We start from the raw sequence: 15,392 nt of genomic DNA, 5'->3' as shown, positions 1-15,392 counted from the left end.
ATATACTACTCTTATACAAAGACTTACGGAGGTTTTCACATGAATATAGTAGAAATTAAGAACCTATCTAAAATTTACGGCAAAGGCGAAACAGCTGTTACCGCACTAGATAATGTTTCTTTTTCAGTAAAAAAAGGCGAGTTTGTTTGCATTATCGGGCCATCTGGTTCAGGTAAATCAACACTGCTTCATTTACTTGGTGGCGTCGATCAGCCCAGCAGCGGAGAGGTTCTCATAGATCAAACCAATATTTATGACTTGAATGAAACACAGCTAGCCATTTTTAGACGGAGACAAATCGGCTTGATTTATCAATTTTATAATCTTATCCCCATTCTAACGGTTGAAGAAAATATAAAGTTGCCGATGCTGTTAGATGAACAAAAGGTGGACCACAAGCAATTTAACAACATTGTTGACAGTTTGGGATTGAGCAAACGACTTTCCCATCTGCCAAACCAGCTGTCAGGGGGTCAGCAGCAACGCGTATCCATTGGGCGAGCGCTGATCAGCAATCCTGCCATTATGCTAGCCGATGAGCCAACGGGCAACCTCGATAGTAAAAATAGTGAGGAAATCATGGAATTACTCAAAATGTTTAACAAGACCTACAATCAAACACTCATTGTCATCACACATGATGAGCGAATCGCCCTGCAAGCAGACCGTATCATCTCTATTGAGGATGGCAAAGTAGCGAAAGACGAAGTGATTCGGCCATGAATATTATCAATAAAGTAACGCTAAGACATTTAAAAGAGAACAAACGCAGATCACTTGTTACAATTATCGGTGTCATCATTTCGGTCGCGATGATTACCGCCGTGGCGACACTTGGGATTTCCTTTTTAGACTTAATGACCCGTCAGCATATTACTACTAATGGGGAATGGCATGTTCACTATAAAGATATTAATCCAGACCAAATTAAAGCCATTGAACAAGACAGTAAAACGCATAAACTTGTTCTCTCCAGCGATGGCTATGCAGCCTTAGAGGATTCAAAGAATGAATATAAACCATATTTGTATGTTAAAAACTATAACAAAGTGGGTATGGAGCAGTTCCCTATTGAAATTGCCGAAGGAAGACTTCCTCACGCTCAAAATGAGATTGCCATATCCGAGGAGATTATAAACAATGCAAAGGTTGATTATAAAATAGGCGATCAGCTTACCTTAGATATTGGTGAACGTTTGAACAAAACATACGGGACAACGCTCACGCAAAATAACTCCCTCGAACGGCAAATTAGCCCAATCGAACCGGAAGAAAATACAATCACTGAAGAATTACAAGTCAATGAAACCAAAAAAGTTACCATCGTTGGGGTGATTGAACGTCCTTCTTGGGAACCGACTTGGTCACCTGGTTACACAGTCATTGGCTACGTCGATGAAAAGTCATTAAGTGAAACAAATACGGTTGATGCTTTTGTCGTTTCAACAAAAATAAACCGTTCCTTGTATAGTCACGCAAAAAATCTCGCTCAAGCACATGGAATTGAGGAAGTCAGTTTTAACTCCGATCTACTCCGCTACTATGGTGTAACAGCGAACGACCAATTACGGACAACACTTTTTTCCTTAGCTAGCATTATTATGAGTGTTATTATCATTGGCTCTGTGGCGTTAATTTATAATGCATTTGGAATTAGTGTCTCCGAGCGGGCTAGACATTTAGGCATGCTTTCAAGTGTTGGTGCAACGAAAAAGCAAAAACGAAATTCAGTATTTTTTGAAGGTGCCGTCATTGGTGCGATTAGTCTACCGATTGGAATTGTTGCGGGACTTGTGGGAATCGGTGCAACCTTTGCTTTTATTAACACGATGATAGAAAATGCACTCGGCGTTTCTGAAAAACTAGAATTAGTTGTCACACCAGCTTCCCTATTGGCTGCATGCGGCGTTTCTATACTGACCATTTTTATTTCAACCTATGTCCCTGCGCAAAAGGCATCAAAGATTTCAGCGATTGACGCCATTCGGCAAACCGAAGACATCAAATTATCAGGAAAAACGGTAAAAACATCAAAGTTCGTACGAAAAGTCTTTGGACTTGAAGCTGAAATTGGATTGAAGAACGTCAAACGAAATAAAAAGCGCTATTTAGCTACTTTGTTTTCATTAGTGATTAGTATTGTCCTGTTTTTATCGGTTTCCTTTTTTACCGATAATCTGAAAAAATCTCTTGAGATGTCACAAAGTAATCTACAGTTTGACATTCAAATTTCTAACAGTGAAGTAGCAAAGGAAGAGTTGGTAGAGTTTACGAAGTTAGATAATGTCACCAAGTCCACTATCATTGCGGAAACGTACTTTGAGGCGCTCATTGGGATGGACGAACTTCCAGAGCAACTGAAAAGGCAAATTCAAGAAAACGATATAGTTCTTGAGGATGGGAAATACCCCTACTATGTTGGTCTGCAAAGCTTAGATCAGGAGAGTTTTCAAGCTTATGCCGAACAAATCGGTGCAAACCAGGAAGATTTTGTCCAACCAGACACACCGATTGCAATCGTTATTGATCAGGTTACCTATGAGGATGCTGCAACCGGAAAATTTATTGAAGCAAAATCGATTGAGTCAGAAGTTGGAAAAATGATTGACTTATTTACTCTTCCACATGGGGATATGGAGATAGAACAATCTAAGCGGGAATTTGTAAGTAGTGTTCAAATCGGGGCACTTACCGACCAAGTTCCAATGGGCGTCCAAGTTATTACGCTTGGAGGGGTTAATCTAATCGTCTCTGAAGCAACAATGGAGCAACTTTCGATTCCCAAAGAGGAAGTGAACTCCTATGTGTATCTAAATAGTTCAAACCCACTGGCCACCCAAGCAGCAATCGAAGAACGCAATGACCCAAACATTCATGTATACAATGTCTATCAGCAACGACAGCAAGAGGAACAGATGATTTTGCTTATGTCCGTATTCACTTATGGATTTATCACGCTGATTTCGTTCATTTCGATCGCCAATATCTTTAATACGATTTCAACAAGCATCTCGCTCCGATCTCGTGAATTTGCAATGCTTCGATCCATTGGCATGACACCAAAAGGATTTAAAAAAATGATCCATTATGAAAGTATTTTTTACGGGGTAAAGGCATTGGGATATGGCCTACCAATTAGTGTGCTTGTTATGTTTGGCATTCATCGCTCCGTTAATTATACCTTTATGTATGAATTTCAACTTCCATGGATGAGCATCTTATTTGTTATTGTCATGATTTTCTTAATTGTTGGGTCTGCGATGCTGTATTCGATTTCGAAACTAAAGAATGAAAACATTATCGAAAGCTTGAAGCAGGAGAATATTTAAATTAGGTACCTAAAGGCAAGAAAGAAGAAGCATCCACGTCATCGACGACTGGATGCTTCTTTGATTAGAATTAGATTTGTTTAGGGTTACGTTTAAGAAGTATTCTTCTTTCCAAGTGGGTTACATTACCTGCCGCATCCTCAGCCCTTACAGTGAAGTTGTAACACCTTCCTCTAAATCGTAGGCTATAAGAGTGACGATTGTCACATCATCTATACTTATTTAAGTCTCGAAGTGGACGGCTGTTTCACCATTATAGAGTTGCAGTGACACCCCTAGCTCTTTTTGCACGACTATATCCTGATTAAGTCCGTTACCAAAGATGGCAACTATTGGGCTAGCAATCGTTAATACCGTCAATGCTGGACCCACTAAAACTGGATCTTATACACCTGGTTCTTCTATAACTGAATCTCCTCCATCCGGATCTTCTATAACTGGTTCTTCTTCAACCGGACCCTCTTCCCCCGGATCTTCTTCAACTGGATCTGATTCAGATCCAGTATCATTAGGTGGTTGTGAAACAGGTGCGGGTGCGTCAACTGCACCCTTGGCGGCAGCATCCTGTTTAGCCTTCTCCGCTGCTAGAGCTCTCTGTTTCGCTTCAAATGCTAACCTAGCGGCATCATTTGCTAGTTTCTTCGCGTACTCTTCGGCAGCTTTCTGCTTCGCGGCTTCTGCCGCCTTCTCCTTCGCTTCCTTCTGCTTCTCAAGTTGCTCTTTTAATTTTTTCTGTAATTCTTCATTTTGTTTCTTAAGCTCATCCTGCTTCAGCTTCTCTGCTTCTTGTTTCTTCTTGCGCTCTTCATTTAATAGATTGATCTGAGCTTGTTTTGCCTTCTCCTGAGCCGATAGCTCCTGCGCCTTCACATTATCAAGATCAATTTTCTTATCCAATTGTTCATTATTTCGCTCAATCAACGCTTTAATTGCTGCCTCATCTACTTTATTTTGCTTAATCGCATTATTTACGATATTTCCAACCAGATTATCAAGGTTTTGATTGATTCGATCAATCGCCTCTTGGTTTGTGCCACCTTGCTGCTCTCTAAGGCTCGCGATATATTGTTCATTCTCTTTGTCGATTGCAGCTTTGCTGGCAATAATAGCTTCGATAATTGCATTGCTCGTATTCGCTATTAAATTGTCTAGATCAGCTATATTCTTATAGTCGTCATAATCACCGGAGTCGGTATCCTTGTCCAGATTGATTTGCTCATTTGGATACAAGGTTGTGCCGCTGCCTTGCTCCTCACCTTTCTTATTCACTTTTCCTTGACCCGAGGCGATAAAAAATTTAGATTCCCCAGTAGCCGGATCCACACCTACGAGCAGAGTTGTGCCTCTAACGCTCATGAAAGCAGCAGGCGTCTCAATTTCGAATTCATCTTTCGAGTTGGTGAGAGGAGATACCTGCACCCATATTGAGCCGCTCCAAATGAAAAAGCTTGTTTTCATCTTCCCTGAATCATTCCGTAAAGCAGAAATATACAGCCGTGAGTTCTCCTCAACTGTGATAGTATCCCCTCGACCAGGTACTTGAAAAACCATGCTTGAATTCGCTTCCGTTTGAATATGGTCTCCCTGGTACAGAATCATGCCTTCGTATGCACGGATCTGCTTAACGCCACCCGCTTTTTGAATATGAACGACCCCAATCACTTTCTCGATTTGCGCCGATCTTACGATTTCAGCCTGTACTGGCTGCGACATAAGTGAAGATAGTAAACCTAAGATCATTACGATTGCAACTATTAAAGATAATTGAGATTTTGTGAAAATTATGCCGATTCTTTTCAATATACTCACCCCTTGCTTAGAATAATTTTCCGATTGGTAGAACACCATTGTACAACGGGATAAAACACTTCACTCAAGATGCCAAGGCATATCTCTCTTAGAACTCCCTATTTTCAGTTTTCATAAGAACAGCTTATCTATAACTTAGCACGAAGATTCTCATTATTCAATCAAATAATCATATGTATTTTTAAATCTATGAAACGACGCAACCCTTACGTTTCAATACTAGAAAAATAAAATGGGGCACCCACTCATTAGCTAGTGCCCCCCATAATTACCTCATAATTTTTACAAGTTTTTCGTTTCTATCTTTTGTTTAATCATAACTAGCTTGTCAAAGGGCGAACATAAAAACATGTGAACCGAATCCGGCTCACATGTTTTTTGATTGATGAGTATAAGGCTAGATTTCCAGCTCTAACCAAGCGACTAACTCCACATGCACTGTATGCGGGAATAAGTCGACAGGTTGCACAGTTTTCAACGTGTAACCAAATGGCAGTAATTCAGTTAAGTCCGTTGCGAATGTGTCAGGATTGCAGGATACATAGACGATTCGTTTCGGCTTTGATCGTCCGATGCGGCGCATCACTTTCCCGCCAGCACCGCTACGTGGTGGGTCAACCAACAGAATATCAGCGAATCCGAACTGTTCACGCATCTCGTCTAGTCCCCTGCGTGCGTCACGAGCTAGGAATGTTGTGTTATGCAAATCATTATCGACGGCATTGCGTTTGCGAAATTATTTCTACACTTCGCAAACAAAACCGTAGAATCCCTTCCATGCTCATTACTATTGTCCGTGAAGAATTCTCCTTTGACTAGGATCTAAGTAGGTTGAACCACCGATCCTACCAAATCTCCAGTGAAAGCACTCTTACGGAGGTATCGCGAGGGGCATGCCCAAGCGCCGAGCATTGTTTAGGAGGCTTCTTTATGTCAACGCGAACCTAAGTAGTTATGTCACTTCAATACGCCCACCTTATAAGTTTTATTTATCATCTACAACAATATAAGTTGCCTCTACCGGTCCATGCACACCAACAATGAGATTCATTTCAATATCTGCGCTGTTACTTGGCCCAGATATAAAACTTACACAGGATGTGACTTCCTGCCCTTGTTGATTGGCGTCGTGAATTTTTTTCACTGCTTGTGTCATCCTTGGAACGATTGTACTTTTTGGTACAATGACAACGTGAACTCTAGGTAATAGACTAATGGAGCGACCATTGTCTTTGTCATTGAATAAAGTTACAGTACCGGACTCTGCCAGTGTAATGTCACTAAATGTGATGCCTACATCAGCCTGTTCAGCAAACACCTGGTTTTCCTTTCCAATAGCCGCATTCCAAAGTCGTACATCCACACCACTGTTTTGGAGTTCTTCGTATATTGTATTTAGTCCAAATTCCATATTCCGATGATCGTTCGCTGCAATCACTTTTTGCCCCTCATGCGCCTGGATTACTTCTTTCAGCATTTTGGATAAACCACCTAGATTCGTCCGCTTAAAATGCGTATGGATGACTTTGCATTGTTTTTCCAATACTTTGACCAATTCGTCTTGTGAATAATATTTATAAACATCCCATTGGGGAGATAAGCTCCATGTAGGTCGTACAACTCCTTCTGATATACGAGGTCTACCAAGACTATTTGCTAATTTATCCAAAAAAGTGTCCCTGTTTTGAATACTCATTGTGCCCCCTCTCCTTTTTGACGTTCTTTAAACCAAGAACGAAACGTTTGTTTACTTGGAGCCGGAAAATCACGCTGTGCTGTCCACCCTTTTAAGGGACCTGGACCGTTCGTTATCGTTTCATCCTTTGTCCAAGGTTTAAGTGCATTACGCGCCAATTTTGTGCTCAATTTGTATGCTGCTGGATGGGAAGACCATTTCACAAAACCGTCCATTGCCACTTTTTCAATCGCTGGGGAAATTTTTTGTTCAACCATAATTTCACGATGGCGAATTAATTGATTATGAAGCGGAATTTTCACAGGACAGACGTCTGTACAAGCCGCGCATAGCGTAGAAGCATGTGGAAGTTCTTTATGTTTTTCATAGCCATCTAGTAAAGGCGTAAGCACTGCACCAATCGGACCCGGATAAATCGAGCCATATGCATGCCCACCAATATGACGATATACCGGACAAACATTAATGCAAGCGGCACAACGGATACAGTGAAGCGCTGATTGAAATTCGGTACCTAGAATTTTAGAGCGACCATTGTCGACTATGACTAAATGATACTCTTCAGGTCCATCGACTTCCCCTTCCAAACGCGTCCCTGCAATCGCGGTGACATAGCTCGTTAATTTTTGTCCTACAGCTGCTCTTGTTAATAAACTAACTAGCACATCTAGTTCTTCCCACGTAGGAACAATGCGCTCCATCCCCATTACCGTAATTTGTGTATCCGGTAATGATGTCGTCAACCGGGCATTTCCTTCATTCGTCACAAAGGTAACTGCACCCGATTCGGCAACGGCAAAGTTACATCCTGTAATTCCTATATCCGCCGACAAAAAATCTTTTCGCAATTGCTCGCGAGCAAATAATCCTAACTCCTCTGGGAAATTGGATTTATCATAGCCTCTTTTTTCAACAAAGGTCTGCCTGATTTGATCTTTATTCAGATGCAAAGCCGGCGTGACAATATGCGAGGGAACATCCTCGTCTAATTGTAAAATCCACTCACCCAGATCTGTTTCAACGACTTCTGCGCCAGCTTCTTGAAGTGCTTTATTGAGACCAATTTCCTCTGTAACCATCGATTTGGATTTCACGATTTTTTTTGCCTGTTTACTTTTCACAACTTCTTTAATATAGTTATTCGCATCTTCTGCTGTTTCGGCAAAAAACACATGACCACCACGTTTGGATAAATTATCGCTTAATTGTTGTAAATAAAAATCGATATGTTGCAACGTGTGTGTACGAATCTCTTCGCCCAACGAACGCCACTCTTCCCAGTTTCCTAATTCTTCCGCTGCATCCACCCGCCGGCTCCTAAAACGCCCCTGCGCGGAGGCGACGGAGTTCAGCATAAAATCATTTTCAATGCCTTCTTGTACACGCTCATTGAATGAACCACTTTTAATTTGAATACTCAACAAATTCCCCTCCTTCTAACAATGGTTTAAGATTTCAGCGAGATGGACCACTTTAACATTGCGTCCTTCTCTCGACAAACGTCCACCGATATTCATTAAGCAAGCCATATCTCCACCGACCAAATACTCTGCCTCTGTTTCCACTACATGGTCTACCTTTTCTTGCACCATTTCCCCTGAAATAACCGCATTCTTAACAGAGAAAGTTCCACCAAACCCACAACAATCTTCGCCTTGTGGAAGGTCCACCAGTTCCACACCTTGTATGGATTCTAATAGTTTACGTGGTGCATCTTTTACTCCTAAAAGACGCGTCATATGACAAGACGGATGGTATGTCACTTTCCCTTTAAAAGTAGAACCGACGTCAACAACACCCATCACGTCAACAAGAAATTGGGTCAGCTCAAATGATTTTGTCGCTAATTTCTTAGCTTCCTCCGCCCATTCAGGATCCTCACGAAAAATCGTCTCGTACTCTCGTAACATGGCAACGCAAGATCCTGAAGGTCCAACAACATACTCTGCATCTTTAAATGTTTTCATCATATGTTTCATCGTTTTTTTCGTGTTTTCTAAATAACCACTGTTATAAGCTGGCTGACCACAACAGGTTTGTGCTTCCGGAAAATCAACCTCACACCCTACCCGTTCCAAAACTTCGACCGTATCTTTCCCCACATTTGAAGAGAATATATCGCACATACATGTAATAAATAAAGAGACTTTCATCTGATTCACCTCCACTATTTTCTAAATTCTATATACTTCTCCAATGACTTTTCAACATTACGCAAATGATCTAACATATATTGTTCAGCTTGGTTAGGCTGCCTTGCTTTGATGGCTTCAAAAATTAATTGGTGCTCATTAATGAGCGAAACCGTCTTTTTTTCCGAATGAATTAGGATTTCTCTAGTTTCCCGCAATACAGTAAGCATAACCTCTGAAACCGAACGCATTAAATGAATCAAGATTTGATTACGCGTTGCATCGGCAACAGCCATATGGAAACGCATATCAGCATCTTCACCTATATCTCCACTTCGTTCAGCATTCTCCATTTCTCCAATCGCTTGTTGTAGCGTCAGTAAATCTTCTTCTTGATGATAAAGTGCTGCAGATCTCGCCGCACCTGCTTCCAGAATTTTACGTACTTCATATAATTCTTTAACGTCTTCTTTTTTCATTAACATCCCAACCGTTACAGGCAAAGTAAAGTTAGATGCATCGAATTCCGTGACGAATGTGCCTTCACCTTGACGCATCGAAACCAAACCCATTGCCCGCATACCACTTAAAGCCTCTCTAACTGCGGAACGGCTGACATCAAAAGTTTCAGCAAGTTGCTCCACAGATTCCAGCCGATCCCCCGGGTTTAATTCCCCATCTTTTATCATTTGGGTAAGCGAATCTGCCACTTCTTCATAAATTTTTTTCGTTTGAATCCGTCTCGTTCCCACTCTACACTCCCCTAACAGCCTTACGCCTCACTCATAAGGTCATCTGATGACTTCATGTTAACATATCTCCCTGTCAACATTCCATCGATTTCTCTAAGTTTTCTAAAAATACAAGAAACTATTATTTTTTAACAAGATTATTGGATGTAGAAATAAAGATTACGACTTATAGTGAGTTTAGAAGTTATTATTTTGAAAGGTGGAGGAACAAGTCATGCAAAGAAAATCAAATTATAAAAAAGCCAAAATCGGTTTATATTCAACAGGTTTAAATACGTACTGGGAGCAGTTTCCTGGGTTAAAAGAAAGATTGATTGAGTATGGTTCATTTATAGAAAGTAAGCTATCCCAGAATGCTGAAGTCTTTAACTTTGGATTAATCGATAGCATAGAAAAAGGGAGGGCAGCAGGGGACTATTTTAGTAAGCATAATGTCGATATAATATTCCTTCATGCAGCAACCTATGCAGTTAGTTCCGTTGTTCTACCTATTCACCAGCGCTGCAATGCAAAAGTGATTATGCTAAATTTACAGCCAGCAGAACAACTTAACTATGAAGAAACGAACACTAGTGAGTGGCTTGCACAATGCGGGGCATGTCCAGTTCCTGAGTTTGCAAATGCCTTCAACCGAGCGGGTATTGATTACCATGTAATTAGTGGGCTTTTGGGGTTGGATTACACGCCTGAAATCTCTCTTGCAAACGAAACAACTGCCGAACGTCCGGAGGCAAAAAGAGCATGGCGTGAAATCAATGAATGGGTACAAGCCGCAAAAGTAAAGAGAAACTTGGCGAGTGCACAATTCGGATTTTTGGGAAATACGTATAATGGCATGCTTGATCTGTATAGTGATTTTACAATGATTCAAGCACAAACGGGTATTCATGTAGAAGTGTTGGAAATGTGTGACCTAGCGGAACTAATCGATGATGTTACAGATAAAGACATCCAACAAAAGAGAGTGCAAGTTGAAGATATGTTTATCATTAGTGAAGATTCACCTGCGGAAAAGCTAGCGACAAAGCCGTCCGAAGAACAACTGAATTGGGCATGTAAAATCGCCTCTGCGCAATATAAACTTGTTGAGGAAAAACAACTCGATGCCATTACCTATTACTACCACGGTGCACCAGGGAATGACTACGAAAAACTACAAAATGGTCTCACTGTTGGACAATCGCTTTTAACCGCTGAAGGCATTCCATGTGCCGGCGAAGGAGATTTAAAAACAGCAATCGCCATGAAGATTTGTGATGCTCTTGGCGTTGGTGGAAGTTATTGCGAAATTGTCACGACGGATTATGTAGAAGGCACCATCTTATTAGGCCATGACGGACCTTTCCACTTAAAAATTGCGGATGGGAAACCTGTACTTCGTGGGATGGGGATTTATCATGGAAAACAAGGTAGTGGTGTCGCTGTTGAGGCACAAGTGAAAACAGGTCCAGTTACTATGCTCGGTCTTTCACAAACAATAGACGGCAAACTCAAATTGATTATTAGTGAAGGTATTTCGACGAATGGGAAAACAATGCAAATCGGTAATACACAAACACCTGTTAAATTTCCAGTCGCCCCAGACAATTACTATGAACGTTGGTTCCAGGAAGCACCTACTCACCACTGTGCTATGTCCATCGGCAGTAACATCAACCAATTTGTTAAAACCGCAAAATTATTAAATATTCCTTATGTTGTTATCTAACTAACTTCGAATTGCAGCTTCATATTTCCTAAATAAAAGCAACACTCCACTTTCAGTTGAAAGGGGAGGGTTGCTTTTATACGCTCACTTCGTTTCTACATGGCACAATCGTCAACTTAATATTTTTTTCTTCAATCGTTTGAATCGATTTTGGCGTAACCCCATTATCCGTAATCACTTCATTAATTTCGCCTATTGATGCGATATAAGAAAATGCCTGTGTATCAAACTTCGTTGAATCAACCATTAAAATAACATAATCACAGTGTTGAATCATGCGCTTTTTTAATAACGCTTGAAGTTCACTGGAGTCGCTAAGCCCTGTTTCTAAATGGAATCCCTTACAGGAAATAAATGTTTTATTCACATGATACATATCTAGTGAACGTTCTGCTAAAGGGCCAACATAGGACAATGATTTCGACAGCAATTTCCCTCCTGTTGAAATCACTTCGATTTTGTCTTTTCGCCCTAGCTCGATGGCAATTTTTATGGAGTTCGTAATGACCGCAATCGAAATATTAGGCAATGCTTTCGCCATATACCAAGCTGTCGTACTGGCATCTAGAATAATCCGATCTCCTTCTACGACATGCTTAACTGCTTCCTCCGCAATCACTCTTTTCGCTTCAACATTTTGGATTTCTCTTTCGGAAAAATGGATTTCGGAGTCCGGTTGCTCATTACGCATTGCCCCACCATGACTACGCAAAAGTTTTTTTTCCTTTTCCAACTTTTCCAAGTCTCTTCTGATTGTTTCTTCTGTCACGCTAAAAATATCACTCAACTCTGTAACACGAACTGTCGAACGTACATCGAGAAGTTCTATGATTTTCTGATGTCTTGCTGCTGCAAGCATGGCCAATCCACCTCCTAGTTCAGTTTATCGGTATTTTTATTAGATTCGCTTTGACTGGACTTCCGCTTCATAGGTTTTCACATTTTCAAGCCATGTCTCTTTTGCAGGTACATTCATTTTGGCACAGTAGTAATCCCAAATCGCACCAAAAGGATATGTTTTAAACTCTTCCATTAAAGCTAATCGTTCCGTGAAATTCTCCTCTTCTTGCAAGTTCTTTAAATAATCAGTAGGCGTCAACAATGCATATAACAACGATTTTATCATATTACGCGTTCCAATTGTCCATGCCGCCACACGATTTATACTTGCATCAAAGAAATCCAAACCAATCATCACTTTATCCAATGCATCGTTACGAACAATTTCCAGCGCAATTTCACGTAGTTCATCGTCAAAAGTGACGACATGATCACTGTCCCAACGTACAGGCCTTGATACATGCAATGCTAATTTATCTTCAAAAATAAGCATGGTCGGTATTTTGTTTGAAACGGTTTCCGTTGGATGAAAATGTCCCGTATCCAATAGACATAATACATCGCTTTGTAGCGCATATCCGAAATAAAATTCATGTGATCCAACTACATACGATTCTGATCCTATCCCAAACAACTTACTCTCAACCGCATCAATATGGTATGCCTTGTCAATTTCAACCGCAAAAATTTCATCAAGCGACTCTTTCAATCGTTTTCTTGGTGTTAGTCTGTCACTCGGAGTATCTTTATAGCCATCAGGAATCCATATATTTGTTAAGCAAGGTGTTCCAAGCTCTCGCCCGAAATATTCTCCAATTTTCCGGCTTGCGATGCAATGGTCAATCCAAAATTTCCGAATTTCCGGATTAGGATGTGATAGCGTCAATCCATCTTCCGCTTTTTCATGGGAAAACAATGTTGGATTAAAATCTAAACCGATGCCTATCTTTTTTGCCCATTCCACCCAATTCGCAAAATGTTTTGGCTCTAGTTTGTCTCTATCAACTACTTCCCCATTCGTTTCCGCATAGATTGCATGAAGATTCACCCTGTGCTTACCAGGAATCAGTGAAAGAGCCTTATCTAGATCCATCCGCAATTCTTCGGGCGTACGTGCTTTTCCAGGATAATTTCCGGTTACATCAATTCCGCCAGATAACTCACTTTTATTCACTTCAAACCCACTAATATCGTCTCCTTGCCAGCAGTGAACAGATATCGGTATATTTTCTAGTTTTTGAAGCGCCTCTTCTACGTTAATTTCCCATCGTTCATATTCCTTCTTTGCGAATGCATAATTTTCATTGATTGTCATTCCAATACCCCCTTAAATTTTACCCTAAATGAAATACCTCTTTTAATTCGACGGCAACTGGGCTGTTATCGGGATTCGTTTCCATAAGTGGTTCCATATAAGCCCACCACTCTTTGCACACATCCGTATTCGCAATGTTGCCCCATTGCTCTTCATTTTCAATTTCTACATAGGCAAACAACGTCCCCGATTCTTCATCAAGAAAAATAGAATAGTTTTGCGCACCGTGCTTTTTAATCTCTTTTTCCATTCGAGGCCATAGTTGATCATGCCGCTCTTTATATTCGCTGTAATACTCTTTATAAACTTTCATAATCGATGCTTTTCGAATCATCCGTACATCCCCCTTTGCTTATGATTTTCCTGAACTCCTCGATGATGGAGCCCGAATCCATGCTTTCCGGAATAAGTTCTTCTAGAGGGAAAGAACTTCGAATGATTTTCCTACCTTCTTCCAAATCTTTTATTTTACCGGCCGTAATCATTTGCATCATTACATTTCCGATTGCTGTGGATTCAGCCGATCCAGCAAAAACAGTTATTTTGCTTAAATTGGCGGTTAATTGATTGAGATGCTTATTTTTCGCTCCACCTCCGACGACATACAAATGCCGAATCGCCTTTTCAGTCATCTTCTCTAATTCTTCGATAGCAATCGTATAAATAATCGCCAAGTTATTATATACACAAGCTGCTAATTCACCGATCGATGTCGGTATTGTTTGATTGGTCTCTTCGCAATACGTTTGAATTTCTTCGATCATATTTTTCGGGTTTAAAAATCGTTCTTCATTAAAATCAATATACTGTTGGAACGGAGCAACTTTGGAAGCTTCCATAACGAGTTCCTCATAGGATAATTTTTCAGGTGAGTGGCGACGGACCTCTTGAATAATCCACATTCCCATTATGTTTTTCAACAGGCGGTAAGTCTTAAACACGCCCCACTCATTTGTATAGTTTTCTTGTAAAGCTGCTCTAGTCACGACAGGGCTATCCGTTTCTACACCGAGCAGCGACCACGTACCACTGCTCAAATAGGCCCAGTTATCTCCTGTTCCGGGTGTCCCCACAACCGCCGAAGCTGTATCATGGGATGCGATGACATAGACTTTGCAATCAGGTAAATCGAATGCTGGAAACCATTCTTTCTTAAGAGAGCCCAGCGGTTGACCTGGTTCAATAAGTTCACCAAATTGATCTTCGCGAAAACCAATAACTTCTAGTAAATTTTGATCGAATTGTCTTGTCTCAACGTTCAGTAACTGTGTCGTAGAAGCATTTGTCACTTCCATTACCACCTTGCCTGTAAGTCGATAATTGAGATAATCAGGGACCATCAATAGTTGATTGGTCCCCTTTATAACTTCTTCATCTTCTTCATATAGTTGATAGATTGTATTGAACGGTAGGAACTGAATGCCTGTTTTTTCATAGATTCGATCTTTTGCAATCTGTCCCGTTACTTTGTCTATCGTTTCAGCTGTCCGATGATCCCGGTAGGAGACAACTTCTTTCATCCGCTTCCCCTTTTTATTCAAAAGGACATAATCGACTGCCCATGTATCGATTCCCACAGACGCTACCCGATGGCCCGCTTGTTTTGCGAGTTGTATTCCGTAGAGGATTTCATTGAGTAAGTAGTCAATATCCCAATACAATGTTCCGTCTTTTGCTGAAAATCCATTTTCAAATCGATGAATTTCTGTAATTTCAAGTTTTCCTTGCTTCAGTTTGCCAATAACAAGCCGACCACTTGAAGCACCAATATCTACCGCGATATGCACCATCCGTCGCAGCCTCCTTTGCAC

13 protein-coding genes and 1 pseudogene are annotated in these 15,392 nt (G+C 40.8%); 3 read left to right on the top strand and 11 right to left on the bottom strand.

Annotated features, from left to right (window positions below; translation table 11 throughout):
* The first annotated feature begins 39 nt into the window (after nt 1–39).
* Together R2B77_RS08555 and R2B77_RS08550 are read left to right on the top strand one after the other, a co-directional pair.
* The gene (locus R2B77_RS08555; protein WP_203248058.1) at nt 40–723 is read left to right on the top strand and encodes an ABC transporter ATP-binding protein; all 684 of its coding nucleotides are present in this window, start codon (nt 40–42) and stop codon (nt 721–723) included.
* Complete coding sequence (locus tag R2B77_RS08550; protein ID WP_203248059.1) at nt 720–3,329, top strand: FtsX-like permease family protein; 2,610 nt, start codon at nt 720–722, stop codon at nt 3,327–3,329. Before R2B77_RS08555 ends, R2B77_RS08550 begins: the two co-directional genes overlap by 4 nt.
* 222 nt (nt 3,330–3,551) lie before the next feature.
* Here the strand turns inward: R2B77_RS08550 and R2B77_RS08545 are convergent, their stop codons facing one another.
* The 7 genes and pseudogenes from R2B77_RS08545 to R2B77_RS08515 all read right to left on the bottom strand — a co-directional run bounded on the left by R2B77_RS08545 (nt 3,552) and on the right by R2B77_RS08515 (nt 9,718).
* Entirely contained in the window at nt 3,552–3,689 is a 138-nt protein-coding gene (locus R2B77_RS08545) for a hypothetical protein (protein ID WP_203248060.1), read from the bottom strand.
* 24 nt (nt 3,690–3,713) lie between these two features.
* Nucleotides 3,714–5,129: a FecR domain-containing protein gene (locus R2B77_RS08540; RefSeq protein WP_203248061.1), complete on the bottom strand. Its 1,416-nt coding sequence runs from the start codon at nt 5,127–5,129 to the stop codon at nt 3,714–3,716.
* 406 nt (nt 5,130–5,535) lie between these two features.
* Nucleotides 5,536–5,868, bottom strand: a pseudogene (locus R2B77_RS08535) (23S rRNA (uracil(1939)-C(5))-methyltransferase RlmD); the annotation flags it as partial.
* A gap of 255 nt (nt 5,869–6,123) precedes the next feature.
* On the bottom strand, nt 6,124–6,834 hold the full coding sequence (locus tag R2B77_RS08530; protein ID WP_203248063.1) for a LutC/YkgG family protein: 711 nt from the start codon (nt 6,832–6,834) through the stop codon (nt 6,124–6,126).
* Nucleotides 6,831–8,255: a LutB/LldF family L-lactate oxidation iron-sulfur protein gene (locus tag R2B77_RS08525; RefSeq protein WP_203248064.1), complete on the bottom strand. Its 1,425-nt coding sequence runs from the start codon at nt 8,253–8,255 to the stop codon at nt 6,831–6,833. The genes R2B77_RS08530 and R2B77_RS08525 overlap by 4 nt, the downstream gene beginning before the upstream one ends.
* A 15-nt stretch (nt 8,256–8,270) precedes the next feature.
* The gene (locus R2B77_RS08520) at nt 8,271–8,987 is read right to left on the bottom strand and encodes a (Fe-S)-binding protein (RefSeq protein WP_203248065.1); all 717 of its coding nucleotides are present in this window, start codon (nt 8,985–8,987) and stop codon (nt 8,271–8,273) included.
* A gap of 14 nt (nt 8,988–9,001) precedes the next feature.
* Nucleotides 9,002–9,718 (bottom strand): FadR/GntR family transcriptional regulator, encoded by a 717-nt coding sequence (locus R2B77_RS08515; RefSeq protein WP_322555677.1) that lies wholly within the window; start codon nt 9,716–9,718, stop codon nt 9,002–9,004.
* 214 nt (nt 9,719–9,932) lie between these two features.
* On the opposite strand from R2B77_RS08515, the gene R2B77_RS08510 reads away from it, so the two are divergent.
* Nucleotides 9,933–11,426 (top strand): L-arabinose isomerase family protein, encoded by a 1,494-nt coding sequence (locus R2B77_RS08510; protein WP_203248066.1) that lies wholly within the window; start codon nt 9,933–9,935, stop codon nt 11,424–11,426.
* Between the two features lie 76 nt (nt 11,427–11,502).
* Here R2B77_RS08510 and R2B77_RS08505 read toward each other — a convergent pair whose 3' ends face one another.
* From R2B77_RS08505 to rhaB, 4 genes are read right to left on the bottom strand one after another with little or no spacing between them, the layout of a single operon-like run.
* Nucleotides 11,503–12,285: a DeoR/GlpR family DNA-binding transcription regulator gene (locus R2B77_RS08505; protein WP_203248067.1), complete on the bottom strand. Its 783-nt coding sequence runs from the start codon at nt 12,283–12,285 to the stop codon at nt 11,503–11,505.
* A gap of 39 nt (nt 12,286–12,324) precedes the next feature.
* Nucleotides 12,325–13,581 (bottom strand): L-rhamnose isomerase, encoded by a 1,257-nt coding sequence (rhaA, locus tag R2B77_RS08500; RefSeq protein WP_203248068.1) that lies wholly within the window; start codon nt 13,579–13,581, stop codon nt 12,325–12,327.
* A 19-nt stretch (nt 13,582–13,600) separates the two neighbouring features.
* A complete protein-coding gene (gene rhaM, locus R2B77_RS08495) occupies nt 13,601–13,915 on the bottom strand; it encodes an L-rhamnose mutarotase (RefSeq protein WP_203248069.1) in 315 nt (104 codons plus the stop codon).
* Nucleotides 13,881–15,371, bottom strand: a complete 1,491-nt coding sequence (gene rhaB / locus R2B77_RS08490) for a rhamnulokinase (protein WP_203248070.1) — start codon at nt 15,369–15,371, stop codon at nt 13,881–13,883. Before rhaB ends, rhaM begins: the two co-directional genes overlap by 35 nt.
* Nucleotides 15,372–15,392 lie beyond the last annotated feature (21 nt).

This window comes from Sporosarcina beigongshangi (genome assembly GCF_033485195.1).
GTDB lineage: Bacteria > Bacillota > Bacilli > Bacillales_A > Planococcaceae > Sporosarcina > Sporosarcina beigongshangi.
Note: the sequence above shows the minus strand (reverse complement) of the source record. Positions and strands in the feature narration are given on the sequence as shown.